The sequence below is a fragment of the Rhodoferax lacus genome (assembly GCF_003415675.1).
GTDB lineage: Bacteria > Pseudomonadota > Gammaproteobacteria > Burkholderiales > Burkholderiaceae_C > Allorhodoferax > Allorhodoferax lacus.
Map to the genome: position 1 here is coordinate 203,631 of NZ_QFZK01000003.1, position 22,969 is coordinate 226,599.

General features: G+C 61.3%; 31 protein-coding genes and 1 tRNA gene. 7 read left to right on the forward strand and 25 right to left on the reverse strand.

Annotated features, from left to right (window positions below):
• Position 1 precedes the first annotated feature (1 nt).
• From gspN to gspG, 8 genes are read right to left on the reverse strand one after another with little or no spacing between them, the layout of a single operon-like run.
• Entirely contained in the window at positions 2 to 829 is an 828-nt protein-coding gene (gene gspN, locus DIC66_RS07060; RefSeq protein WP_117175463.1) for a type II secretion system protein N, read from the reverse strand.
• Positions 830 to 852: 23 nt separating this feature from the next.
• Positions 853 to 1,368 (reverse strand): type II secretion system protein GspM, encoded by a 516-nt coding sequence (gspM, locus tag DIC66_RS07065; protein ID WP_117175465.1) that lies wholly within the window; start codon positions 1,366 to 1,368, stop codon positions 853 to 855.
• Positions 1,365 to 2,612 (reverse strand): type II secretion system protein GspL, encoded by a 1,248-nt coding sequence (gspL, locus tag DIC66_RS07070; RefSeq protein ID WP_117175467.1) that lies wholly within the window; start codon positions 2,610 to 2,612, stop codon positions 1,365 to 1,367. The genes gspM and gspL overlap by 4 nt, the downstream gene beginning before the upstream one ends.
• A gap of 13 nt (positions 2,613 to 2,625) precedes the next feature.
• A complete protein-coding gene (gene gspK, locus DIC66_RS07075; protein ID WP_117175469.1) occupies positions 2,626 to 3,633 on the reverse strand; it encodes a type II secretion system minor pseudopilin GspK in 1,008 nt (335 codons plus the stop codon).
• Entirely contained in the window at positions 3,630 to 4,310 is a 681-nt protein-coding gene (locus tag DIC66_RS07080) for a PulJ/GspJ family protein (protein WP_117175471.1), read from the reverse strand. Before DIC66_RS07080 ends, gspK begins: the two co-directional genes overlap by 4 nt.
• Complete coding sequence (gene gspI / locus DIC66_RS07085) at positions 4,310 to 4,699, reverse strand: type II secretion system minor pseudopilin GspI (protein ID WP_117175473.1); 390 nt, start codon at positions 4,697 to 4,699, stop codon at positions 4,310 to 4,312. The genes DIC66_RS07080 and gspI overlap by 1 nt, the downstream gene beginning before the upstream one ends.
• A complete protein-coding gene (locus DIC66_RS07090) occupies positions 4,696 to 5,196 on the reverse strand; it encodes a pilus assembly FimT family protein (protein WP_117175475.1) in 501 nt (166 codons plus the stop codon). The genes gspI and DIC66_RS07090 overlap by 4 nt, the downstream gene beginning before the upstream one ends.
• Positions 5,171 to 5,608: a type II secretion system major pseudopilin GspG gene (gspG, locus tag DIC66_RS07095; protein ID WP_117175477.1), complete on the reverse strand. Its 438-nt coding sequence runs from the start codon at positions 5,606 to 5,608 to the stop codon at positions 5,171 to 5,173. The genes DIC66_RS07090 and gspG overlap by 26 nt, the downstream gene beginning before the upstream one ends.
• 30 nt (positions 5,609 to 5,638) lie before the next feature.
• On the opposite strand from gspG, the gene DIC66_RS07100 reads away from it, so the two are divergent.
• The 5 genes from DIC66_RS07100 (at position 5,639) to DIC66_RS07120 (ending at position 9,650) form a co-directional block, all read left to right on the forward strand.
• Entirely contained in the window at positions 5,639 to 6,106 is a 468-nt protein-coding gene (locus tag DIC66_RS07100) for a type II secretion system protein N (protein WP_147321259.1), read from the forward strand.
• Positions 6,107 to 6,224: 118 nt separating this feature from the next.
• A complete protein-coding gene (locus DIC66_RS07105; RefSeq protein WP_117175481.1) occupies positions 6,225 to 7,712 on the forward strand; it encodes a S41 family peptidase in 1,488 nt (495 codons plus the stop codon).
• Positions 7,709 to 8,131, forward strand: coding sequence for a hypothetical protein (locus DIC66_RS07110; RefSeq protein ID WP_117175483.1), 423 nt, complete (start codon positions 7,709 to 7,711; stop codon positions 8,129 to 8,131). The genes DIC66_RS07105 and DIC66_RS07110 overlap by 4 nt, the downstream gene beginning before the upstream one ends.
• Before the next feature lie 150 nt (positions 8,132 to 8,281).
• Entirely contained in the window at positions 8,282 to 8,641 is a 360-nt protein-coding gene (locus DIC66_RS07115) for a hypothetical protein (RefSeq protein ID WP_147321260.1), read from the forward strand.
• Positions 8,625 to 9,650 (forward strand): bile acid:sodium symporter family protein, encoded by a 1,026-nt coding sequence (locus DIC66_RS07120; RefSeq protein WP_117175487.1) that lies wholly within the window; start codon positions 8,625 to 8,627, stop codon positions 9,648 to 9,650. Before DIC66_RS07115 ends, DIC66_RS07120 begins: the two co-directional genes overlap by 17 nt.
• Here DIC66_RS07120 and DIC66_RS07125 read toward each other — a convergent pair.
• The 13 genes from DIC66_RS07125 to ureE all read right to left on the reverse strand — a co-directional run bounded on the left by DIC66_RS07125 (position 9,620) and on the right by ureE (position 17,458).
• Positions 9,620 to 9,946 carry a hypothetical protein gene (locus DIC66_RS07125; RefSeq protein ID WP_117175489.1) on the reverse strand — a complete coding sequence of 109 codons (327 nt, stop codon included), beginning with the start codon at positions 9,944 to 9,946 and terminating at the stop codon, positions 9,620 to 9,622. The two genes, DIC66_RS07120 and DIC66_RS07125, sit on opposite strands and share 31 nt — an antisense overlap.
• 288 nt (positions 9,947 to 10,234) lie before the next feature.
• On the reverse strand, positions 10,235 to 11,134 hold the full coding sequence (locus tag DIC66_RS22870) for a hypothetical protein (protein ID WP_147321261.1): 900 nt from the start codon (positions 11,132 to 11,134) through the stop codon (positions 10,235 to 10,237).
• 200 nt (positions 11,135 to 11,334) lie between these two features.
• Positions 11,335 to 11,742: a hypothetical protein gene (locus tag DIC66_RS07130; protein ID WP_117175491.1), complete on the reverse strand. Its 408-nt coding sequence runs from the start codon at positions 11,740 to 11,742 to the stop codon at positions 11,335 to 11,337.
• Positions 11,743 to 12,204: 462 nt separating this feature from the next.
• The gene (locus tag DIC66_RS07135) at positions 12,205 to 12,996 is read right to left on the reverse strand and encodes a hypothetical protein (protein WP_117175493.1); all 792 of its coding nucleotides are present in this window, start codon (positions 12,994 to 12,996) and stop codon (positions 12,205 to 12,207) included.
• Entirely contained in the window at positions 12,977 to 13,195 is a 219-nt protein-coding gene (locus DIC66_RS07140) for a hypothetical protein (protein ID WP_147321262.1), read from the reverse strand. The genes DIC66_RS07135 and DIC66_RS07140 overlap by 20 nt, the downstream gene beginning before the upstream one ends.
• An 8-nt stretch (positions 13,196 to 13,203) precedes the next feature.
• Entirely contained in the window at positions 13,204 to 13,434 is a 231-nt protein-coding gene (locus tag DIC66_RS23220; RefSeq protein ID WP_199534686.1) for a ribbon-helix-helix domain-containing protein, read from the reverse strand.
• Positions 13,398 to 13,661, reverse strand: a complete 264-nt coding sequence (locus DIC66_RS07150) for a helix-turn-helix transcriptional regulator (protein WP_338052482.1) — start codon at positions 13,659 to 13,661, stop codon at positions 13,398 to 13,400. The genes DIC66_RS23220 and DIC66_RS07150 overlap by 37 nt, the downstream gene beginning before the upstream one ends.
• A 191-nt stretch (positions 13,662 to 13,852) precedes the next feature.
• Positions 13,853 to 14,023, reverse strand: a complete 171-nt coding sequence (locus tag DIC66_RS23075; RefSeq protein ID WP_158558862.1) for a hypothetical protein — start codon at positions 14,021 to 14,023, stop codon at positions 13,853 to 13,855.
• A gap of 38 nt (positions 14,024 to 14,061) precedes the next feature.
• Positions 14,062 to 15,282 carry a tyrosine-type recombinase/integrase gene (locus DIC66_RS07160; RefSeq protein ID WP_117175501.1) on the reverse strand — a complete coding sequence of 407 codons (1,221 nt, stop codon included), beginning with the start codon at positions 15,280 to 15,282 and terminating at the stop codon, positions 14,062 to 14,064.
• 159 nt (positions 15,283 to 15,441) lie between these two features.
• Positions 15,442 to 15,528, reverse strand: a tRNA-Ser gene (locus DIC66_RS07165).
• Positions 15,529 to 15,557: 29 nt separating this feature from the next.
• The gene (gene ureG, locus DIC66_RS07170) at positions 15,558 to 16,220 is read right to left on the reverse strand and encodes an urease accessory protein UreG (protein WP_117175503.1); all 663 of its coding nucleotides are present in this window, start codon (positions 16,218 to 16,220) and stop codon (positions 15,558 to 15,560) included.
• A 12-nt stretch (positions 16,221 to 16,232) separates the two neighbouring features.
• Positions 16,233 to 16,910: an urease accessory protein UreF gene (locus tag DIC66_RS07175; RefSeq protein ID WP_117175505.1), complete on the reverse strand. Its 678-nt coding sequence runs from the start codon at positions 16,908 to 16,910 to the stop codon at positions 16,233 to 16,235.
• 11 nt (positions 16,911 to 16,921) lie between these two features.
• Positions 16,922 to 17,458 (reverse strand): urease accessory protein UreE, encoded by a 537-nt coding sequence (gene ureE / locus DIC66_RS07180; RefSeq protein WP_117175898.1) that lies wholly within the window; start codon positions 17,456 to 17,458, stop codon positions 16,922 to 16,924.
• Between the two features lie 130 nt (positions 17,459 to 17,588).
• Here ureE and DIC66_RS23580 point away from each other — a divergent pair, with 130 nt between their 5' ends.
• Entirely contained in the window at positions 17,589 to 19,403 is a 1,815-nt protein-coding gene (locus tag DIC66_RS23580) for a methyl-accepting chemotaxis protein (protein WP_117175508.1), read from the forward strand.
• A 62-nt stretch (positions 19,404 to 19,465) separates the two neighbouring features.
• Complete coding sequence (locus DIC66_RS07190) at positions 19,466 to 19,690, forward strand: AbrB/MazE/SpoVT family DNA-binding domain-containing protein (RefSeq protein WP_117175510.1); 225 nt, start codon at positions 19,466 to 19,468, stop codon at positions 19,688 to 19,690.
• Positions 19,691 to 19,819: 129 nt separating this feature from the next.
• Here the strand turns inward: DIC66_RS07190 and ureC are convergent, their stop codons facing one another.
• The 4 genes from ureC to DIC66_RS07210 all read right to left on the reverse strand — a co-directional run bounded on the left by ureC (position 19,820) and on the right by DIC66_RS07210 (position 22,958).
• Positions 19,820 to 21,538, reverse strand: a complete 1,719-nt coding sequence (gene ureC, locus DIC66_RS07195; RefSeq protein ID WP_117175512.1) for an urease subunit alpha — start codon at positions 21,536 to 21,538, stop codon at positions 19,820 to 19,822.
• Positions 21,538 to 21,873, reverse strand: coding sequence for an urease subunit beta (locus tag DIC66_RS07200; protein ID WP_117175514.1), 336 nt, complete (start codon positions 21,871 to 21,873; stop codon positions 21,538 to 21,540). Before DIC66_RS07200 ends, ureC begins: the two co-directional genes overlap by 1 nt.
• A gap of 25 nt (positions 21,874 to 21,898) precedes the next feature.
• Positions 21,899 to 22,507, reverse strand: a complete 609-nt coding sequence (locus DIC66_RS07205; RefSeq protein WP_117175516.1) for a HupE/UreJ family protein — start codon at positions 22,505 to 22,507, stop codon at positions 21,899 to 21,901.
• A gap of 148 nt (positions 22,508 to 22,655) precedes the next feature.
• Positions 22,656 to 22,958, reverse strand: a complete 303-nt coding sequence (locus tag DIC66_RS07210; protein WP_117175518.1) for an urease subunit gamma — start codon at positions 22,956 to 22,958, stop codon at positions 22,656 to 22,658.
• Positions 22,959 to 22,969 lie beyond the last annotated feature (11 nt).

The window sequence follows — 22,969 nt, forward strand, 5'->3', positions numbered from 1 at the left end:
GCTAGCCCAGGGTGATGACAGACCGCGCGCCGTCGCGCTGCCCCATGATGTTGAGAAGATTCGAGAGTTCTGCCTCGTGGGCAGTATCGGCCCTGGCTTCGCCCACAAAGCGCAGATGAGCAGCGGTCCAGTGGCCTACTCCTTGCAATTGCAGGCTGCCTTCCACCGTACGCAGGTCCAGGCTGGGTTGCTCGCCCCCCTGCAGTTGCAGGCGGTAGCTGCCCAGGGGGCGCAGGGTGGACAGGCGTGAACTGAGCGCTGGCATGTCCAGGCTGAGCGAGCCCTCTACCGACAGGCGGTCCACCGATGACACCAGGGTCAGCCCCGGCGTCCTGAGTTGCAGCGGGCCCTGCAGCTGCACCGTGTTCCAGGGCGTGCCCAGGCCGCTCAGCACGGCGGCGGGCCAGGTGGATTCGCCTGCTGCGACCTGCAGGCGCCAGTTGCGCAGGCCCGGCGTGAGCGTGAGCTGCTGCGCTTGCGGGGTGCAGCAGTCCGCCCGCAAGGCCAGCTGCAGGCCGCCCAGACCCAGGCCCAGGTCCCACTGCACGCGCCCGGGCAGGCGCGCACTGTCGCTGCTGCCGGTGCCGCCGGTAAAGCCCAGCTGGGCCGAGCCATGCCAGAGCGTGCCCTGGCTGTCACGCAGCACCACGCGGCCGCTGGTGGCGGCAAAGGCGGCGCGCTGCACCCAGACGGCCGGTGCCCATTGCAGCGTGGCCCACAGGGCCCCTATCAGGCCGCCCAGCAGCGCCCAGGCCCACACGCCGCGGCTGGGCGCGCTTGCAGAGCGCGTGGCGGGGCGCACGGATGGGGCAAAGGTGGGGCGGGCCATGCGGGTGTTGCTTGCGGGCCGGTTCAGGGTTTGGTGCGCGTCTGCGCGGGCAGGCGATACACCAGGCTGCCGCTCCAGAGCGGCTCGGCACTGGCGGCATCGCGCTGCAAATGCGCCTCGGACGGGCTGCTGCCGCTGCCCGGTGCGGGGGCCAGCAGCGGCCCCAGGCTTTGCGCGCTGACTGACTTCAGGGTCAGGGTGGCCTGCTCGCCGCTGACCTGCAGGCTGGCGCTCTGGCCCAGCGCCGTCACAGCGGTTTGCAGGGGCTTCAAAGCCTCCTGCGGGGCAGCCACCGGCTTGGCCTGCAACAGCCGGGCGCGCGCCTGCAGGGCCTGCATGCGCTCGGCCGCCTGGCCCAGCTGCGCACTTTGGGTCTGGGCGTTTTTCAGTGTGCGCAGCGCGGGCGCCAGTGCCACGCTCCAGACCAGCAGCACCAACAGTGCCGCAGCGGCCAGCCTCAGGCCACGCTGCTCGCGCGCACCCAGGGCGTTCCAGCGCGCCTGCAGGGCTTGTTGCCAGACCAAGATGGGGCGGCTCATGGGCGTGCTTCCTTGGGGCTGATGGTGATTTGTCCGTCTTGAATCTGGGCGCGCAGGCCGCGCGCGTCCAGACCATCGATCAGCGGCTGCGTGTTGCCCGCGTCCAGGCCGGTGGCGCTGAGCAGCAGCTGCCTGTCGGTCAGCTCAATGGCCGACAGGTTCAGGGTGGGGGGCACCAACGCTCCCAGGGCAGAGAAGACGCGGGCCAGATCGGTGTCGGCACCTGCGCCGTGGGAGCGTGCCAGATCGTCCACCGCGCGCTGCATTTGCAGCGGTGCGTCAATCACCAGGCGCACATCCGGAAAAGTCTGTTGCAGCATGCCCTGGATGGCAGCGCGTTGCTGGTCCTGCTGGCTGCGCTGGTGCCAGGCCAGCGCGTTGAGCGCCACCACCTGCACCAGCAGCAGGGCCACCAGGCCCCAGCGCACCGGTCGCCAGGCCGCGCCATGCAGCCCTTGCTGCCAGGCCAGCGCCAGGCGCTTTTGCAGGCGTCCGCCGGGCGAGGCGCTCAGCTCCAGCTGCGCCAGGTTCCAGGGCGACTGGGCGGCCATCAGCAGGCGCTGGGCGCGGGTCTGCAAGGCCACCTGGTTGCCAAAGCTGCTCTGCGCCAGTTCCATCACGGCCGGCTCGGCGAACACTTCCAGCCCGGCCTGTGCCTGGGCCAGCGCCAGGGTGTTGGGCAACAGGGGCAGGAGGCTTACCCCCTGGGCGGTGCACAGCAGCATCTGTGCCGGCTCCAAGTCCGGGTTGATCAGCGCGCGGGCCGTGCCCGCCGGTGTGGGCGTGCATTCGGCCACGATGCGGCCCACCGTGCGGCCCGCAGCCTCCAGGGCCTGCAGGCTGCTCTGCAGCCAGGCCCGGTCACAGGCGGCCACCCAGGCCCGGGGTGCCTCGTCCGCCGTGCCGGGTGCTGCGGCAAACACCGCAAAGTGCAGGCGATCGGGTTCGTCCAGCAACTGGTCTTCCAGCACCCCGGACAGCACACCCCGCACGCGGGCCGACTCGGTGCGCCCCGACAGCAGGCCGCGCAACACCTTTTCGGGCAGTGCGATGCTGTGCCAGGACAGCGCGCGCGCCGGAATCACCGCCACCACCTCGGCGCCACGCGTGCCTTGCGCAGGCAGCAGGGCTGCAGCGGCCCGCCCCTGCAGCGTCAGTTGCTCGCCGTCGGGCGTGAGCACGTAGTCGTATTCGGGCGAGGCTGCACCTGAAATGGAGGGGAGGGAAAGTATCAGTGTGGACATGGGCTGCTGATGCTCATTGTAGGGATGCCGTTGCCGCAGCAGTCAGGGCCTCGCGCTGGCGCCACCGGACCTTCACATCCGAGCCCATGCGTTCGACCAGTGAAACCTCTTGTACCGCGCTGTCACCCAGGCGCAAGCGCCCGAGCACGGCAAAGAAATGGGTGCCTATGGCGTAGTCCTTGGTGTCCACCTGGGCCGCCGTGGCGTCCGGGATGCCGGCCGCCTTGAGGGCTTCGGCCAGGGTCTTGAAATGGGCCGTGGCCCGCTGCGTGACCATTTGCTGTGCCTGTGCCAAATCCGTGTTGGGCAGGGCGGCACTCAGGACTTCGGCACCGGCGGTGTTCAGGTTGACCGGCGTGACCACCGGCAGCAGGGTGGCATACGGCATCAGGGCCTTGATGGTGGCCGCAGGCAGGCCTAGCCAGACCAGCTGTTCCATGCGGTAGGGCTTGAGCGGTGCCTGGGCCAGGCTCGCGGATTTTGAGTTGGCCGTGGCATCCGCACTGGCGGCATCGCTGGCGATCAGCTGGTCGACCAGCACCTGCAGCTGGTTGCGCGGCAGGTTGAGGAGGGTGAACAGGCGCCCGAAGGCCTGAAAGGCAGGCAGGTTGGCTTTGCCGTCCACCACCAGGTTGCGCACATTGAGCAGGGCTTGTTGGTCGCTGATCTGGCCGGACAGAAAGGCGTCCATGGCGTCATCGGTGTTGTTCTTGTCCACGGCCAGAAAGCTCGAGAGGCGCGCTTCCTGCAAGGGCAGGGCCCAGGGCTCGGAGAGGTGGTCGATCTCGCCATTGCGCCCGTCTTCCTGCAGGATCAACCGTGCCCAGTCGAGCGCGCCGTTGAGCACCCACTGCATTTGCGTGCGGCTGCGCTCGGCAGCCTCTATCTCCACGCTGCGCCATTGCTGCCACAGCGCGGCAGATGCAAAGGTCGCCACCAGGGTGACGGTGAGCATGGCGGTGAGCAGGGCCGCGCCCCTTTGCCTCCTGGTGCCCGTGGCCGACGCTGTGATGGGCTTCATGTCTTGGCTCCCACGGCCGTGGGGCGAATCCAGTCGCGGGTGATCTTGCCCGCCAGCGGCTGTCCATCGGGCAGTGTCAGCAGCAGGCGCACACCGTCCGGGTTGACAGAGGCGGCCTCGCTGCTGGAGCCGGGGTTGCTCCAGGCGTCACCCCGGTAATAGAAGATCTGCCAGTCCACCAGGGGCACGATGCTGACCTGGCGGGCACGGCTGGCGGCGGTGGGGCTTTGCGCCCAGACACCGGCCTGCAGCCAGGCTGCCTGCCATTCCGCGCGGGTGCGCAGCACGGGCGACTGCCAGCGCAGCCAGGCCTTGCGGCCCTGGTCCTCGCCCAGGGCCCAGGCCACCACGCGCAGGCCGGCGTCGGTGCCGCTGCTGTAACGGGTGATGCGAAACACCTGGCCGTTCCACTCCAGCGGGCTGGGCAGCGCGCTGGTGGCACCCGGTTTGGTGAGCTCGGTTGCCATGGCGTCCAGGTCCGCCCCCCATTGCGCCAGGCCGCTTTGCAGGGCCAGCAGGTCGTCGGCCCGGGCCTGGGTCTGGGTTTGCGCGCGGGCCATGGCGTCCAGCCCGCGCCAGCTCATCAGGCTGAGCAGGGCCATCACCACCAGGGCCACCAGCAGTTCCACCAGGGTGAAGCCGCGCGCCCGGCGTGCAGGGGTTTTGCAGGTTGCCATCAGTTGCGCCCCATCACGGTGGTGATCTGGAACACCGGAGTGGTCTCTTTGAGCACCTGGGCGTCCACGCGCAGGAAATTGGGGTTGGGCGTGGGTCGCACTGTGGTTTGCACCTGCAGGGTCTGGCCGGCCTGTTCGCAGTCGCTGCTGCTGTCCCCCACGCCGGGAAGCTGGCGCGCCAGGCGCAGCTTGATGAGTTCGTTTTCGGCGCACATCTGCGCCAGCATCACATCCGACTGGCGCTCTGCATTGCGGCTGAGCGAGGCCACAGCCTTCAGGCCGGCAGTCAGCGCAATGGCCACAATGCCCAAGGCCACCAGCACTTCAATCAGGGTAAAGCCGCGGGCTTGGCTGGCGGCGCGGGCGCCGGGCCGGGGCTGGCGGCTCATGGCGGTATGCCTGCGCCAGCGGCTGGCGCGTCCGCCCTTTGCACGGTAAACGGGCGCAGGCCGTCGCTGGCCACCCGCCAGGCCACGCTGCTTTGCTGCAGATTGCCCAGGGTGACCGATTGGGCGGCAATGATGGGGTCCGGCCCCAGCTCCAGGCGGCTGCCTGCGGCCGCGGTGGTTGTGGCATCCAGCCAGTTTCCGGGCAGGGTACCGGGCGGCAGGCCCTCAAACACAAAGCCCTGGGCTGTGCTGCGCCAGACCACGGCCACCCCGCGCGTGCGCGACTGGGCCCGGGCCGATTCCAGCAGGGCCGACAGGCGTTGCGCTTCTCGCTCAAGCTGGGTTTGCGCGCTGTCGCGCATGGCAAAGGCCACGCCGGCGCTGGCAATGGCGATGATGCTGATCACCACCAGCAACTCAATCAGCGTGAAGCCGTGCCGCCGGGTTGCTGCTGGACTGCCAGGACCAGGGTTACTGCCAGCTGCCGATATCCGCATCTTTGCCTTCGCCACCGGGCTTGCCGTCCGCACCCAGCGACAACACGTCAACTTCACCCTTGATGCCGGGGTTCAGGTACTGGTAGCTGCCGCCCCAGGGGTCGGTGGGCAGCTTGTCGAGGTAGGGCTTCCAGTTGCCCGGCACTGGATCTACCGTGGGCTTGGCCACCAGCGCCTGCAAGCCTTGTGCGCCTGCAGGGTAGCGCTGGTTGTCGAGCTTGTAGAGCTTGAGCGCCTGCATCAGGTTGCCCACATCGGTCTTGGCGGCGGTGACACGGGCGTCATCGGCCCGGTCCAGCACGTTGGGCACGATCAGTGCAGCCAGCACGCCAATGATGACCAGAACCACCATCAGTTCGATCAGGGTAAAGCCCCGGGTGATGCGGCGTGAGGACGAGACAACAATATTCATGGGAACACCTAGTGCGACTAAAGCCACACCATGATAATCGCGAATATGCAAACCAACACCGCCACACCCTGGATGCCACGCCTTGCCGCCTTTGGGGTGGCGCTGCTGCTGGCGGGCAGTGTGGTGTTTTGGGTCTTGCGCTGGCCGGTGGCAGACGCCGGGCCGCCCCTGCCATTGCCCCTGGCCAGTGAGGACACCCCGCCTGTGGGCGCTGGCGTGGTTGCGCGCCTGCTGGGTGCCGTGACCACCCCGGCGGAGGCAGCCGCTGCGCCCGAGGCCAGCAGCCGCTTCAAGCTCACCGGCATCGTGGCCCTGGGTTCCGGCACGGGCGTGGCCTTGCTGTCCATTGATGGCAAGCCCGCCAAACCTTTTCGCGTGGGCAATGCCGTGGAAGCGGGCTGGGTGCTGCAGTCGGTTGAGGCGCGCGCTGTGGCGCTGGGCACACAGGCCACGGGCCCTGTGGGCCTGAAGCTGGAACTGCCGCCGCGCCAGCCCTGAGGGGTTTTGCCGGGCGACGAAGTTGCGCCCACAGTGTTTGCCTTTGGACAGAGGAGTTCGTTGCGGGTTTAGGTGCCCGGCACATTGGACGCATCGCAATTTACGGACACAGCAGCCCATGAAAACATCTCTCAATCGGGCCTTTGGGCAGCGCACTGCCAGCTCTGCCCGCATGGCTGCCCTGTGCGTGGCCATGCTCTTGGCGGCCTGTGGCGGTGGCGGTGGCGGCAACAGTGCCCCACCGTTGGCTACGGCCTTTGCCCCATCGGCACAACTGGCCCATCTGTGCGCCAACCCCAGACCCGGTACGGCAGACCGGCAGGGAACTGTGGACCAGGAGAAAGCCTACCTGCGGTCCTTCGTCGATGAAACCTACTTGTGGTACCGGGATGTGCCTGCCGTCAACGCGGCCAGCTACACAACCCCGCAAGCCTATTTCAATGTCTTGAAGACCAACGCCACGACGGCGACGGGGGCCCTGGTGGACCAGTTTCACTGGTCACAGACCACACAGTCCTGGAACGATACCAGTGCGGGAATCTCCGAGGACTACGGCATTCTGTGGGCGGACTTGGTCAACACCATTCCACGCAACTGGGTGGTGGCAGAGGTTGCACCCGGCTCGCCCGCAGCGGTGGCCGGCGTCAAGCGGGGTGACCGAATCATTTCGGTGGACGGCGTTGACTTTGCAACCAGCAACACCAGCGCTGGCGTTGCCATACTGAACGAAGGCCTGTTCCCCAGGACGCTGGCACCACACGTGCTGGTATTTTCCGACAACCTGGTCACTTCCCTGGCTGCCGGCACCTACAGCATTCCCAGCGTGCAAAACGTGAAGACCCTGGCCACGGCCAATGGCACGGTTGGTTACTTTGTCTTCGATACCCATATTGCAAAGTCCGAGCAGGAACTGATTGCCGCCATCAACCAGCTCAAGACAGACCAGGTGAGCGATCTGGTGATTGACATGCGCTATAACGGTGGGGGATTGTTGTATATCGCAGACGGCCTGGCCTCCATGATTGCCGACCCGGCCAGCACCGCAGGCAAGGCCTTTGAGACCCTGATTTACAACGACAAGCTGGGCGCAAGAAGTACAACGTTTCCGTTCTACGACCTGGACTCGAATGGCCAGCTCCTGCCGCACCTGAATTTGTCGCGTGTGACGCTGCTGGTGACGCGCGACACGGCCTCGGCCAGTGAGTCGGTGATCAACAGTTTGCGCGGCGTCGGTGTGACGGTGCATTTGATGGGTAGCACCACACGCGGCAAGCCCTATGGCTTTGTGCCGCAGGACAACTGCGGCTATACCTACTTTGCGATCCAGTTCAAGGGCGTCAACAACGCGGGTTTTGGTGATTACGCCGACGGATTCCGACCCACCTGCGCTGCAGCCGATGACTTCAACCATGGGCGCGGCGACCCTTTGGAGACCATGCTCAGCACAGCACTGCACTATCGCCTCACCGGCGCCTGCCCGGCCGTGGCGAGTGCGCCTGCGGGGCCCAGCGCGCAGGCATTCAGGGGCACGCCCTTTGAACCCAACGTGCCGACTGTGGTGCAACCCGGAGTCCGTGCGTTGCGTATCCTGACGGACAGGCCATGAAGAGCAAGCTCGCACGCTTCCACGGGCAGGTCTTGGTGCTGGTGCTGGCCACCTGGCTGTTGCCCGGCTGCCAGGTGGGCCAGGCACAACCCGCCCAAGCGGCAGTGCTGATCGATCCGGATGCAGCCGTGCGCCTGGAGCTGCGCCAGGCTGTGCTGACCTTGAGCGGCTTTGCCAGCGTCACCCTGGCCGACAGCGACCTGACCCGCAGCAGCGAGTTGGTGCTTGAAAGAAGACACCAGTACACGGCCAGTGGGGACTTGCTGCAGGGGCGCGATCTGGAGCAGCCGCAGCGCCTGCACCTGCAGATCCAGGACGGGCAATGCTGGCTGTTGCACCAGTCCAGCGGAAAACGCCAGTTGCTCAAGCAGGCCCATTGCCGGGCGCTTTCCGCTCTCGCGACTCCCCCTACTCAATAGTGTTCTCGTTCGGACAAAGCGGCGCACGCGGGTGCGCGGTGCGCGGCACATTGCGCGCTAACCCAACCACTTTGGACCACAGGCCGCGATCCACCATGCCAGGGATGGCGGCACTGCAGTTCACCTTGTGCCGTGCAGACCCGCCCGCCCTTGAATCCCGCAGTGCTTCTGGCCATCACCTGCCTGTGCGCAGCAGTGCTGCTGGACTTTTTTGACTCGCCCAGTACCGGTACCTGCGATGGAGGCCATGTGCTGGGCTATGGCGTACCCAATGCCCGCATAGAAGACGCTTTTGCTGCCCAAGGTGTCATGCAGGTGGATGGGGTGGACTACCGCCTCTCAGATGGCATCTTTCGCAGCCAGCATGGCGTGCGGGCCTGGGTGGCCGTGAAGTCAGGCGTGGCCAGGGCTTCACAAGTGGCACCGCGCCTGATGCTGCTGGAACGCGACGGCCAGATATTTTGTGGCACGCTCCATGCACTAGCATCGCAGCATGGCAACACCCAATAAAGCAAAAACCGCAAGCCCGAAATTCAGGTTCGACTGGTTCATGAAAGGCATGGTGCTGGTGGTGGCGCTGGCCTTTGTCTGGCCCGGGCCCGGCGCGCAGGGCGGCTTTCTGCATCCGGATGTGCTCAACAAAGTCGGCATTGCGCTGGTGTTTTTTCTGAACGGTCTGGGCCTGCCGCTGGCCGCACTGCGCGAGGGCGTTTCGCGCTGGCGCGTGCACCTGCTGGTTCAGCTCAGCACGTTTTTGCTCTTTCCGCTGCTGGGCCTGGCCCTGATCAAGGTCAGTGATGGCTGGATGGCACCCGACCTGCAGTTGGGTTTTTTTTACCTGTGCGCCTTGCCATCCACCGTGTCGTCCTCGGTGGCGCTGACGGCTGCGGCGCGCGGCAATGTGCCGGTGGCACTGTTCAACGCCACGCTGTCGAGCCTGATTGGCGTGGTGCTCACGCCTCTGTGGATGGCCTGGGCCATGGGGCACGAGGGCACGGCCTTTGAGGTGGGTCCGGTGGTGGTCAACCTGCTCGTGTGGGTGGTGCTGCCGCTGGTGGCCGGTCAGGCCGCGCGGCCTTGGCTGCAGCACTGGGCTGCGCGCCACAAGCCGCGCCTGCAGATCGTGGACCGGGTGACGATTCTGATGCTGGTCTACACCTCGTTCAGTGATTCGGTGCAGCAAGGCATCTGGCACAGCTATGGTTGGACTGTGCTGTTGCAGACCGTGCTGTTGGGCTCTGCGCTGTTCTTTGTGGTGCTGGGGCTGACCAACTTGGTATCCCGGCGCATGGGCCTGCCCGATGAAGACCGCATTGCAGCCGTGTTGTGCGGCTCCAAAAAGACCCTGGCCTCCGGTGTGCCCATGGCGCACCTGATTTTTGGTGCCAACCCGGCGCTCGGGCTGATCCTCATCCCCATCATGATTTACCACCCGCTGCAGCTCGCCATCTGCGGGGTGCTGGCGCAGCACTGGGCGGCGCGGGACGATCAGTCTTCAGCCAACATTTCAGTCATCTGACGCACCCGCAGGTTGTCCGGCATTTGCAGGGTGAGCCGGTCCCATTTTTCAAGCGTCAGAACGTGGTCCAGGCAGTCCTGCAGCAGGGCATGGGCCTGGACGGTGCTCGTGGCAATGGCGTTGTGCACGGTGGCGTCATTGGTGGGCTGTGTCAGGCACTGTTGCTGGTAGCGGTGCAACTCGCGCAGCTTGCGCAGGGCTTCGGCCACCTGGGCCGGGCAGGCACACATGTAAATCATGCCCTCTTCAATGATCTTGCCCAGTTGTGCGTCGGTAAAGCGTTCTTCGTATTGCATAGGTCAGTCCTTCTGGGTTGCGCACAGTATGGGGGCAGACTGGTCCAGGTCACCAGTGTTGCGTCATGCAATGGGCTGATGTATGGCTGGGGGTGCGGCACCGCCACGGTCTGGGTGGCTGGTGGCTTGAAAACTGAACTGGGGGTGGGGCAGCTGGCGTGGGCCGTACGGCAGCCTGGCTGGCGGAAGCTGTGTCCGTAGAACATCTAGCATTCATGCGGGTTTCAAGGTCAAATTTTCAATTTACCCACATCCTTACCCACTTTAAAAAGAATGTGGTTAGATGGGCTACTGGTTTGCTTCGTACAGTATATGCAATTGATCAGCACCCCAAATGTCTAAGAAAATCCGCTTCAAATGCTTCGGTTTAGCCTTTGGTCCAGTCCACTCCTTGATGCAATGCGCCATACAAGTCGATTCTGACGCTATGACCCAGCCATCTAGGCTGGGCGCCCCTGCGGAAATTAGCAATTCCTCAGTTCCGTTCCTACCGTGATCTTTGGCATCAATGCGATTCTGAAGTTCTTCGAATACTTCGCTGGAATCAGTCCATCGCCTATAGACATAGTTGATGTCGAAACCTGTTTCATTGGCGAGTGCAGTGCCGTAAGACGGTGTCTCAGAAACGGCGTAGACATACCAGCCAATACCTCCGTCATTGGTTTCTCCAGATTCCCCGAGTGGATAAGGATTGCCTCCATTGGAGCAGATACGGTTTTTTTTATCCCTTCTGGGGCTTAATTTGCTAAACGCTTGGGTAAGTTCCACGAATGTTTTTTCGTCCACTTTCTTTGGGGTGCCGTCATCCGTCTTGAATGACAATTCAATGTAGACGCCTTGTAGATTTCTTAGTGCCCCGCACCTGTGAGCCTGGAGAAATTGATCCTGTATTTTTCCGAAAAAAGCTACCTGTTTACGTCGAGTTGAAGGCGTGTAAGCAGTAAGTTCAAGTCCAATAATTTTTCCGCCTCTTTTGATTCGAAAATCTGGAGGGTCTTCCTTTACATTTTCGATAAGTTCGAAAGCGTATGTTGGGTGTTGGCGAAATACTAGCTTCTTGAAATGTTGCAAATGTTCATATTCAAGGCATAACTTATTCAGGAATGGACGAACCTGAAAAACGCTATCTGCCGGCAAAATTGATTCCTTGCCATTACTACTTCCGATTACGGATGGAAGAAATTGCATCGTGGTTTTCCAATCGTTGTCTTGAATCTCGTCAATACATTTTCGCTTTAATCTTTGCCAAGATTTGATAGAAAATGCATAGACGACACCTCAAACAATGTGAAGTGCCCCATCGCTATTAGGCGAAGGCAAATTTTTAAATTTTTAGTACCGTGAAAACACCACTATTTCAGGGTTCAAATGTTGGGCTTTAGAGACAGTTAGAGCCGCTCAGATTGCAATTGCCAAAGGTGTGTGTCGGTCGTATCAACTATTCCATTTCGAGTTGGACATTGAAATTGTTGCTTCGTGTAAGCTCCAAAGCCGTTCTTGGACGCGATAGTGATTTGAATCGCCTCATCGAATTTTTCGAGAACAGGGTAGAAGTTTGGAAAGCCTTTTGGACGAACCAGAACTCTGCTTTCGACGAGATATGCTGAATATGGGTCTTTTAGATCGCCAACATACTCACGGTAACAGGTGCGCTCCTGTGATCCGTACATTGCAAGACCTTCAATCTTGTCCTTTAGGTTTGGAGGAGCAAGGAATGCTCCTATCGCTGCCGCCAAGCCAACAATTCCGATAGTGATGTTGTTGATGTTTTTGTGGTTCGACTTCTCAGATTCCAATTATTTTTGCTCCCTAGTGTGACACTTTAAATGTATCTCATGGCAATAGTTGAGCCGTGTAAGCTTTGAACAATTTTTATCGGAAAATATTGAAAGCTCTACCTTGGAGGTCGGCAAAATTTCCTAAGACTTTGATTGCCTGAACTTCCTATTATTGAGGGTGTTTTTGGGTGGGTTGCTGGCAGGTTTGAGGAACTTTTGATTGCGCAGGAAATGATTGCATTGTGTGCATGTGATGCAGTCACTCCAATTCCGTCGGGGGATTCATTTTGCAAGATGAGCGTCTCCATTGGCGCTCAAGGTATTACGGCTATGGATAAGAAGCTATGACAACCAAAATAAAGTTGTCATAGCTTAATTATTGAAAGTTGTAATAGCTTGAGGCCCTTATTCCATGCGGGTTTCCGGCTGATTTGGCATAGCCTAGAACTTCGTTCTAGGAGTCATCCCTATTAGAGAAAACTAGAGGGGTGAGCGACGTACCGTAGGTAACTTGACCAACTGCACCGCCACAATTCCGCGTGTAATCGATTCGCCGGTTTGCATTTTGTAGAAGTCGGCGGTTCTTTGCGGCTTGTCGTCGGCAAGCTTTGCGCAATGCCAAAGCGCCAGCCGCCGCTTAATGGTGAATTCCATTGGGTCTTTAGACTTCCAGGGGCGTGACTCCACCTCGCGCCGGATAGCAGATTCAGCAAAGGGTAGGCGCTCATGCAGTTGGTCAACCCACCGCCGTACGTTGGTGAACTGAACGCGTGCTAGTTGGCGTTGTTGGTCAACAGACAGACCAAGTGCAATCGCAATCTGTCCAGGTTCGCGACCATTCCAACAGAGGTAATTTGCAGTAGCTTCCAACTTCTTGGGGTCGAAGGCAGTTTGCGCGCGCTTCCATGCCGTTGTGTGGCTTGGGTAGCGGCTGGCAAGCCATTCGATGTCAGCACACACCAGTATGAAATTAACTTCTTCAGTAGGGTGCCGCCACCACGGGTCACCCCGGACGGGAATGCCTCTAAAGGCTGGCGCAATTCCGCGCCGCGTGAACTCTTGAGAAAGGCGCATTGCTGCGCCTTCGTTCAAGGATTCTGCTTGCTTTTGCAGTGACCGTTTCAGCTCGCCTAAGCTTGCTTTTGAAAGTGCTTGTTTAAGCGCTTCCTCTCTGTAGTCGGTGCCGCTTTCCAGTGTGTCAAGCGCGACTCTGTGTGCTGGAATGGGGCTGGTGCTAGCCAGCCCCGCACCTTCAGTGAACGGCGCCAGCATCTTCCACCCAGATTGCATACAGTCCGTGTGGGTTGTCCATCAGCCAAGCCGGTGAACTGCCCCTCATACCGTAGTGGATTACGACACCACCTCCCATTTCGAACGATTGCAGGATGATGCATTCTTCGAGGGTTTGAAGGTAGACGTCCAGGTCAACGGCATAGAAGCCGCTGACGCTGTTTAGGTCGTGGTTTGTCATGGGAGCTTTCATGCCGCCGCCCAGAAGTAAATGCGGCTTGTGTAGTCCGCGACCATGTGCGCGATAAGCTGCCCTTGTGACAGACCTTCTCGGATGGCCGCTTGCTCAAGCGTCAGCGCGGTGTGCGCGTCTAGTTCCAGCTTCACCGTTTCTGTGCCTGGGTCTGTTTCGCTCGGGTAAATTTTCAGTTCGGGACAGCACATCACACGGCCCCCACTGTTGGGCGTGACTGAATCCACGCTTCGATCTCATTGGAGCGCCAGCCGACAGCCGCAAGGCCGAGCTTTACGGGAGCCGGGAATAGCTGCATGGATAGCAGGCGGTAGACTGAGCTTTTGGATAGGCCGGTGGTGCCGACAACGTCGCGTAGGCGAAGGATTTTCTGATTTAAGGACATTTCTGTCTCCGTATGAAACACAAGGGAATGTCTCAGGGAGTCAGCCACGCAAGCGAAAGCTAACCCCATGAGGGTGAGTTCGGCTTAGTTGCAAGGAGCGCAAAAATAGCGCAATAAGTGAGTGGACTAACTTGGCCTGTTTCAAGCCCACTCTCTGGAAAACTTCACGGATGACTGCTTCCCTACATTGCGTAGGGTTCAACCGCAAGTCTATTGTAGTCAAGTGCCAACAAGTTTTGACTGGCACCGACAAGAATATTTCAGATTGTCGTGAGTGTCCCGTCCCCGTTCATTGCATCAACATAAAGCGTGAAGCTGTTGCCGTCAGCATCAATGCCGCGATTCAAGACGGCATTGCCGCAATCAACGGGTGGCTCGGTATGCGCTGCGGCTTCCAGGAAGTCGCAAGTTTGCTGGAAAGTCATTTTCATGGGGTGGTTGCTCCTGGGTTGGTAAGGTATCGGGCGGCTCATGCCGCCTTGATGTTGACGACGTTGTTAGCTGTTACCGGCTTGGTCTTGAGGTATGCGGCCCAGTCCGTCATCAGGTTGCGGCGCTTGTCGAATAAGTCGCCGCGCCGATATGCTGCTTCAGTGTCGTTGCCTATTGCATGGGCCAACGCCATTTCCCTCACTTCGCTGGGGTAGCTTGTGCGCTCCGCAACCCAGTCGCTGAATGTGGATCGGAAGCCGTGGGGAACGGAAGTTAGTTTCAATCGACGCATCACGGCGGTGAGTGACATATCCGACAATGGTTTTTTTCCGTCGCGGCCTGGGAACAGCAGGTCTGTATCTTCGAATCGCACCAGCCCGTTTAGAAGGGCTAGCGCTTCAGCACTCAAGGGTACGCGATGTGGTCTGCGTCCCTTCATTCTCTCCGCCGGAATGGTCCATACGCCGCTATCAAGGGCCACTTCACTCCATGTTGCACCCCGCGCTTCGCCTGAACGGCTTGCCGTCAAGATGACGAACTCAAGACATCGGGCGCTTGTGCCGCCAACACCGCCGAGCGTTACCATGAATTCGAACATGTCTGCTATGGGAATGGCCCCGTGGTGCTTGCGGTTGTTCACCTTGGAGGGCTTGGGTAGCACTTGATCCAAGTTACCGCGCCACGCTGCTGGATTGAGTCCCCTAGGTCGGTAGCCCTGGGCCGCAGCCCATGACAACACCAATTCAATCCGGTTGCGTACTCGCACCATTGTTTCGTTCTTGGTGGCCCAGTTTGGTCGAATTGCGGTCGTTACGTCTGCAATGTCCACGTCCTTGACGTGTTTGTCACCGAAATGGGGATACACGTAAGTTGCAAGGGTGTTTTCCCACTGCTGACCGTGCTTTGGGTTGCTCCAGCTTGGCTTGTGTGACTCTATGTAGGCTAGAGCGCAAGTCTTGAAAGTCCATTCAATGGCGTTTCGCTTGGCCTTTTTGTCGGCCACGGGGTCTACCCCTTCTTTGATGCTTTGAAGCGCTTGGCGGGCGTTTGCGTGGGCTTCCGCAAGCGGTATTGCTGGGTATCCGCCCAGCCCTATGTCTTTGCGCTTATCGCCCACCTTGGTTCTGAGAATCCACGAACTTGAACCAGACTTGCCTATGCTCAGGTGAAGACCTGGGACGGTGCCAACGGCATGGAGTCCAGGCGCTTGCAGGCGCTTCACCTCAATGGCGGTCAGTGGCTTGGCAATTTTTGGCATTCGAATTTCTTTCCCCACATCAAGCCCCACATAAAAACGTAGGATTGAAAAAGACGCGGTGAGACTTTGTGATTCGAATTATAGAGCGGAGAGTTTGGTTTATGTGGGTAACTGGAGTCTGGAAAAGACGTAAAAAAACCGCCTGATAGGCGGTTGCGGCGGAAGCTGTGAGATTCGAACTCACGGAGGACTCACATCCTCGCCGGTTTTCAAGACCGGTGCCTTAAACCGCTCGGCCAAGCTTCCTGTGGCCGGTATTCTAACCGGCCGCAAATTCACGCTGCGCTCAGCATGCCCCGGCTCTCGATAAAGCGCACCACCGTGTCCAGGCCGGACAGGGTCTTCAGGTTGGTCATGACAAAGGGTTTGAGTCCCTTGGGCGTGGTGCGCATGCGGATGGTGTCGGCTTCCATCACTTCGAGGTTGGCGCCTACATATGGGGCCAGGTCGGTCTTGTTGATCACGAACAGGTCGCTCTTGGTGATGCCGGGGCCGCCCTTGCGCGGGATCTTTTCACCGGCGGCCACGTCGATCACGTAGATGGTCAGGTCCGAGAGTTCGGGGCTGAAGGTGGCTGCCAGGTTGTCGCCACCGCTCTCTACAAACACGATGTCGGCGTTGGGAAAGTCCACCAGCATGCGGTCAATGGCTTCCAGGTTGATGGAGCAGTCCTCGCGGATGGCGGTGTGCGGGCAGCCGCCGGTTTCCACGCCCATGATGCGCTCGGCGGGCAGGGCGCCGCTCACGGTCAAGAGGCGCTGGTCTTCCTTGGTGTAGATGTCGTTGGTGATTGCCACCAGGTCGTATTGCTCTCGCATGGCCTTGCACAGCATTTCCAGAATGGTGGTCTTGCCCGAACCCACCGGGCCGCCTATGCCCACGCGCAAGGGGGGCAGCTTCTTGGTGCGGTTGGGAATGTGGTGCAGTGCGGAGGACATGGGTGGTTTTTCCTAGGATCGAAACAGACGGGAATATTGGACTTCATGCTGGCTGCTCAGAATCGCCAACATGGGGGAAAAGGCTTGGCGCGTGTCGTCATCCAGCGCCAGCGCGTGGTCTACCGCCGCGGGAATTTCGGCGGTGATGGCAGACAGGATGCGCTGCCCTGCGCTCTGGCCCAAGGGCACGGATTTGATGGCGGCCTGCGTCATGTTTTCGGCCCAGCCGAAGGCATACGTCAGCAGGCAGTCGCGCACCGGTGCGCCCGTGCTGCTGGCGGCCAGCGCATAGGCCAGGGGGTAGCTGGCATCCATGGCGGCCAGGGTGGCAATTTGCGCGGGGGTGGCGGTGGTGTGGTTGCGTAGCCACTCCAGCAGGCTGCGGCCCATTTGCTCGGTTTGCGCACGCAGCTCGCTGCTCTCGCGCGTCTGCAGCACCCAGGCGTTGAGCTGGGCAATGCGCGTGTGGTCCTGTGCGCGCCAGGCCGGAATGGCCTGGGCCACGGCCGACAAATCGGAGCGCGAGAGGCTCAGGTGCAATTGGTCCACCAGCCAGCTTGACGCTTCGGCCTCGTTGCTGACGCGGCCCGCATCGATGGCTGCCTCCAGCACCTCGGAATACGAAAATCCGCCAATGGGCAGAGCCGGTGAGGCCAGCCACATCAGCTGCATGAGGGACATGTCGTGCATGGGCAGAGGCTTCAGTGTTCGTGCCCGTGGTCGCAGTCCGGTCCATGAACGTGCGCATGACCATGATCGTGTCCATGCCCGTGGCCGTGCCCACCCGTGGCATAGGCGCCGTTCTCGGGCTCGAAGGGCGCGTCTACTTCATTCACGATCAGGTGCATGGCGCGCAGCATCTCGGCCAGCACGTGATCGGGCTCGATTTGCAGGAAGTCGGGCTTGAGCTCAATGGGTACATGGCGGTTGCCCAGGTGGTAGGCCGCGCGTATCAGGTCAAACGGCGTGCCGTGGTTTGTGCAGTGGGTGATGCGCAGCACTTTTTGCGGTGCGGCCCAGACCTGGATCAGTGAGCCGTCTTCGGCCAACAGCACATCGCCACCGCGCAAGACGGTGCCCCGCTGCAGGAACACGCCCACGGTGCGGTCGACAGAGTCGGTGGTCTCGAAGCGGCTTTTCTGCCGCACGTCCCAGTCGAGCTCGACGGTGCTGGCGCGCTTGAGCAGGGCGGCAGCCAGGCCCTTGCCTTGGGGGATGAGTTTGGAAGCTTGGATCATGGTGTGGTGCGTACTAAGCAGCATTTGTGCCTGCGGCATCCTGCCTGCAGGTCGTTTGAAAATTGCAACACCCGCAAGGGCCTGTGCATTAAGTTCCATGGCGGCTGCCAATCTGGGCGATCATTATCGAATGAATATCAATCGACTGGGCATCCGCGCCCGCATCACCGTGGGTTTGGCGCTGATACTGCTGTTGGCCGTGCTCAGTGCCGCCAACTCCCTGTATCGCAACATCTCTGTCAAATACGAAGCCGGGGAGGTGGCGGGTTCCTGGATACCGGCCATTGAAAATCTGGGCCACATGAAGGGCTTTGTGGCGGACCATTACCTGATGGTCAGTGACCGCCTGGCCGGGCGTGACCCGAGTGACATCCCCGCATTTGCCGCCAAGCTGCAGACCGTGGACGCCGAACTGGCCAAGGCCACCGAAATCTACGCAGCCACCCTGCTCACCTACACCGAAGAAAACAAGGTGCAGGGCGATGCCGAAAAGGCGCTGTATGCAGACTACCAGGCCAAACGCGATACCTATTTCAAACTGTCCAAGGAAGCGTTGGCCGGTGTGGACGGTGCGGGCAGCACCGAAGAACAGCAGGGCTTGGCGCGCAAGCTTTTTGCCGACAAAGGGCCAGCCGACTTCCGGGGTGCCTACGCGGCCATGGAGTCCATACTCCAATTCAATCTGGAGGGCACAGCGGGTGCCGCCAAGAAGGTGGCGGACGTTGTTACCTCGGCCGAGAACGCGATGCTGGTGGCCACGCTCATCATCATGCTGGTCGGCCTGGGGCTGATCTATGTGATTCCGCGCAGCGTGATTGTGCCGGTGCAGGATGCGGTGATTCTGGCCCAGAGCATTGCCGATGGTGACCTGACCCACTCCGTCAAGAGCCACGGCACGGATGAACTGGGCCACCTGCTGGGCAATCTGGACATGATGCAGACGCGCCTGGCCGTGGTGGTGGCCAATGTGCGCCAGGGCTCCGAGGCAGTGGCCACGTCGAGCTCTGAAATTGCGCAGGGCAACCACGACCTGTCAGCACGTACCGAGAGCCAGGCCAGTGCATTGGAGCAAACCGCAGCCAGCATGGAAGAACTGAGCGCCACCGTCAAACAGAATGCAGACAATGCGCGCCAGGCCAACCAGTTGGCGATGAACGCCTCCACCGTGGCAGTGCGTGGCGGTGATGTGGTGAGCCAGGTGGTGGACACCATGAAGGGCATCAATGAGTCCTCACGCAAGATATCCGACATCATCAGCGTGATCGACGGCATTGCGTTTCAGACCAACATCCTGGCGCTGAATGCGGCGGTGGAAGCAGCTCGTGCCGGTGAGCAGGGGCGCGGCTTTGCGGTAGTGGCCTCCGAGGTGCGGTCCCTGGCCGGGCGCAGTGCCGAGGCAGCCAAGGAAATCAAGAGCCTGATCAACGCCAGCGTGGAGCGCGTGGAGCACGGCACGGTGCTGGTGGACCAGGCTGGCAGCACCATGACCGAAGTGGTGGATGCGATTCGCCGGGTCACCGACATCATGGGCGAAATCAGCGCCGCCAGCAGCGAGCAGTCCCTGGGCGTATCGCAAGTGGGCGAAGCCGTTACGCAGATGGACCAGGTCACGCAACAGAACGCGGCCCTGGTGGAGCAGATGGCCGCAGCGGCCAGCAGCCTCAAGGCACAGGCGCAAGACCTGGTGCAGGTGGTGGCGGTGTTCAAGCTGGCGGGCAATGTGCACAGCTCGCTGGTGGACCATGCGCACGCACCGCTGGCACACAAGCCGCGCCCTGCGCTGGCGCCCTCCAAGCCCGTCAGCCTGGCTGCTAGGAGCAAGCCTGCTGCCATGCCCAAACCCAAAGCGCAGGTCGCTCTGGCCCGGCCCGCTGCACCGGCGCCTGCCAAAGCCCCGGTGGTGACGGCCAGCGCCAAGGCGGATGAAGAGTGGGAGACTTTTTAGCGCTTGAATCCTCTTGCTGGCAGACTTAATATGACGAACGCTAGAACCCTCCGGAGTCGTCCATGTCCGCACTCAAGCTCATACAAATCGGCAATTCGGTGGGGGTGATCTTGCCCAAGGATGTTCTCGCACGCCTGAAGGTTGCCAGAGGAGACACCTTGTTTCTGACCGAAGCCACCAATGGCCTCACGCTCACACCGTATGACCCGGAACTGGATGAGCAGTTAAAGGCGGGCCGCGAATTCATGCGTGAGTACCGCGACACATTCCATCAACTTGCCAAATGAGCCAGACGAAATGAATGAACCGGCAGGTGCTGCTTTTGATGCATGACCAGAGCCTGGCAGAACAGGGCAGCGCAAGTGGGCTGGGCGACCTTAGTCAGTTACGTTGAGTCTGCCAAACCAAGCCCACTTTCAGAACAAAAAGTACCGCTGCGCCAGCGGCAAACTCACGGCCGGTTCGCAAGTCAGCAGTTGCCCGTCGGCGCGCACCGAGTACGTTTGCGCGTCGATCTCCATGGTGGGCAAATAGCTGTTGTGCACCATGTGCTGCTTGCGCACGCCGCGGATGTTTTTTACGGCACTCAGATTCTTGGCCAGGCCAAAGCGGTCCTTGATGCCGGCATTCAACCCGGCCTGTGACACGAAAGTCAAAGAGCCGCGCGTGAGGGCGCCTCCATAGGCGCCGAACATGGGGCGGTAGTGCACCGGCTGCGGTGTGGGAATGCTGGCATTGGGGTCGCCCATGGCGGCGAAAGCGATGAATCCGCCCTTCAAAATCAGTGCGGGCTTCACGCCAAAGAAGGCCGGCTTGTAGACCACCAGGTCGGCAAACTTGCCCACCTCAACACTGCCCACCTCGTGGCTGATGCCGTGGGCAATGGCCGGGTTGATGGTGTATTTGGCGATATAGCGTTTGACACGGAAGTTGTCGCTGCGGGATGTGTCATCACCGAGGCTGCCGCGCTGCGCCTTCATCTTGTGTGCGGTCTGCCAGGTGCGGATGATCACCTCGCCCACGCGGCCCATGGCCTGGCTGTCGCTGCTCATCATGCTGATGGCGCCCAGGTCGTGCAGGATGTCCTCTGCAGCAATGGTTTCCTTGCGGATGCGGCTCTCGGCAAACGCCAAATCTTCGGCAATGCCCGCGTCCAGGTGGTGGCAAACCATCAACATGTCCACATGCTCGTCCAGCGTGTTCACCGTGTAGGGCATGGTGGGGTTGGTGGAGCTGGGCAAAAAGTTGGCCTGGCCCACCACCTTCAGAATGTCGGGGGCATGGCCGCCGCCGGCACCTTCGGTATGGAAGGCGCACAGGCCTCGCCCTTTGGTGGCGGCTATGGTGTTTTCCACAAAGCCGGATTCGTTGAGCGTGTCGGAGTGGATGGCCACTTGCACATCGGTTTCATCCGCCACATCCAGGCAGTTGCTGATGGCCGCGGGCGTGGTGCCCCAGTCTTCATGCAGCTTCAATCCAATCACGCCAGCATTCACCTGCTCGTGCAGGGCAGCTGGCAAGGACGCATTGCCCTTGCCCAGAAAGCCCAGGTTCATGGGGAAGGCATCGGCCGCTTGCAGCATGCGCTCGATGTTCCAGGGGCCGGGCGTGCAGGTGGTGGCAAAGGTGCCGGTGGCCGGGCCCGTGCCGCCGCCCAGCATGGTGGTCACACCGCTGGCCAGGGCTTCCTCAATCTGCTGTGGGCAGATGAAGTGGATGTGCGAATCAATGCCGCCAGCGGTGACGATGTTGCCTTCGCAGCTGATGACCTCGGTGCCGGGTCCGATGATGATGTCCACGCCGGGCTGCGTGTCGGGGTTGCCGGCCTTGCCGATGCCCACGATGCGCCCGCCCTTGAGGCCGATGTCGGCCTTCACAATGCCCCAGTGGTCGATGATGAGGGCGTTGGTCATCACGCAGTCCACCGCACCTTCGGCGTTGGTGCGCTGGCTTTGCGCCATGCCGTCCCGTATGGTCTTGCCACCGCCGAACTTCACTTCTTCGCCATAGCTGCCTGCAGCCAGGGTGTAGTCTTTTTCCACTTCAATCAGCAGGCCGGTGTCAGCCAGGCGCACGCGGTCGCCGGTGGTGGGGCCAAAAATTTCCGCATAGGCGCGGCGTCCGATGGTTGCCATTATTTGTCTCCGCCCTGGGCTGTCGTTTGAGCCAATGGCCCCTGGGTCAATCCGCGAAATCCATACACCACGCGGTCGCCCGCAAAGTCCACCAGTTCTACGGTGCGCTGCTGGCCCGGCTCGAAACGTACGGCAGAACCTGATGCGATGTTGAGGCGCATGCCCTGCGCGGCTGCACGGTCAAAGCCCAAGGCGCCATTGGTCTCGGCAAAGTGGTAATGCGAGCCCACCTGCACCGGGCGGTCGGCGGTGTTTTGCACCACCAGGGTGAGGGTACGCCGTCCGGCGTTGAGGGTGTGTTCACCGTCGTCGGTGAGGATTTCGCCCGGGGTCATAAGTGCGTGCCCAATCAAAAACGGTTTAGTTGGTCAGTTGCAGGAACAGCAGGGCGCTGCCCAAGGCGGCCACAGCGCCACCCAGCATGCGGGGTACCCAGACGTTGGCGCCGCGCAAGGACCAGCCCAGTGCCAGGCCCATGGTGTGCAGCAGCAGTGTTGCGCTGACCATGCCGGCCAGGGCCTGGAAGGCATTGGCGTTGTTGGCCAGCTCATAGCCGTGGGCCAGGCCGTGGAACAGCGCAAACACACCCGCCAGCATGGCAGCGGCCACACCGCGCAGCGGCAGCTTGCTGACCACCAGCAAACCGGCTGCCACCAGGGATGCAGCAATCATGGGCTCCACCGCGGGGATCTGCATGCCTTGCAGCCCCAGGGCCGCACCGGCCAGCAGCACATTGGCAAAGCCCAGTGGGCCCCACAGCATTTCACGGCCAAACTGTTTGGCAATCAGCGCGCTCCACAGGCCGATAGCCAGCATCACCGCCATGTGGTCCAGGCCGGCAAAGGGGTGCAGAAAGCCCGCCATGAAACCCATGTGCTGGTGCACGTCCACCCCGGTGTGGGCCAGGGCGCTGCCCGATGCGGCGGCCGTGGCCAACAGGGCCAAAAGAGCTTTCAGTTTCGTATGCATAGGGGCTCCCAAAACGTGGTGTTGATTGAAAGGGTGGAGGAGGGAAAGCATTTTTCAGGAACACCGTGGAACCGGCTCCGCCGGGCCACTGGTGTTGCCCCCTGCAAGGGGGAAAGAGGCCACACGCAGTGGGCAAGCCGGGGGGTGTTCATATTATTGGCTGATGGACGGTGACCAGCTTGGTGCCATCAGGGAAGGTGGCTTCCACCTGGATGTCGGGAATCATCTCGGCAATGCCGTCCATGACATCGTCGCGCGTCAGCACGGTGCGTCCATAGGACATGAGCTGGGCCACGGTCTTGCCGTCGCGCGCGCCTTCCATCACCGCCGCGCTGATCAGGGCGATGGCTTCGGGGTAATTCAGCTTCAGTCCACGGCCTTTGCGGCGCTCGGCCAGCAGAGCGGCTGTGAAGATCAGCAGCTTGTCCTTCTCTCGTGGTGTCAGTTCCATGGCGGTGTGCT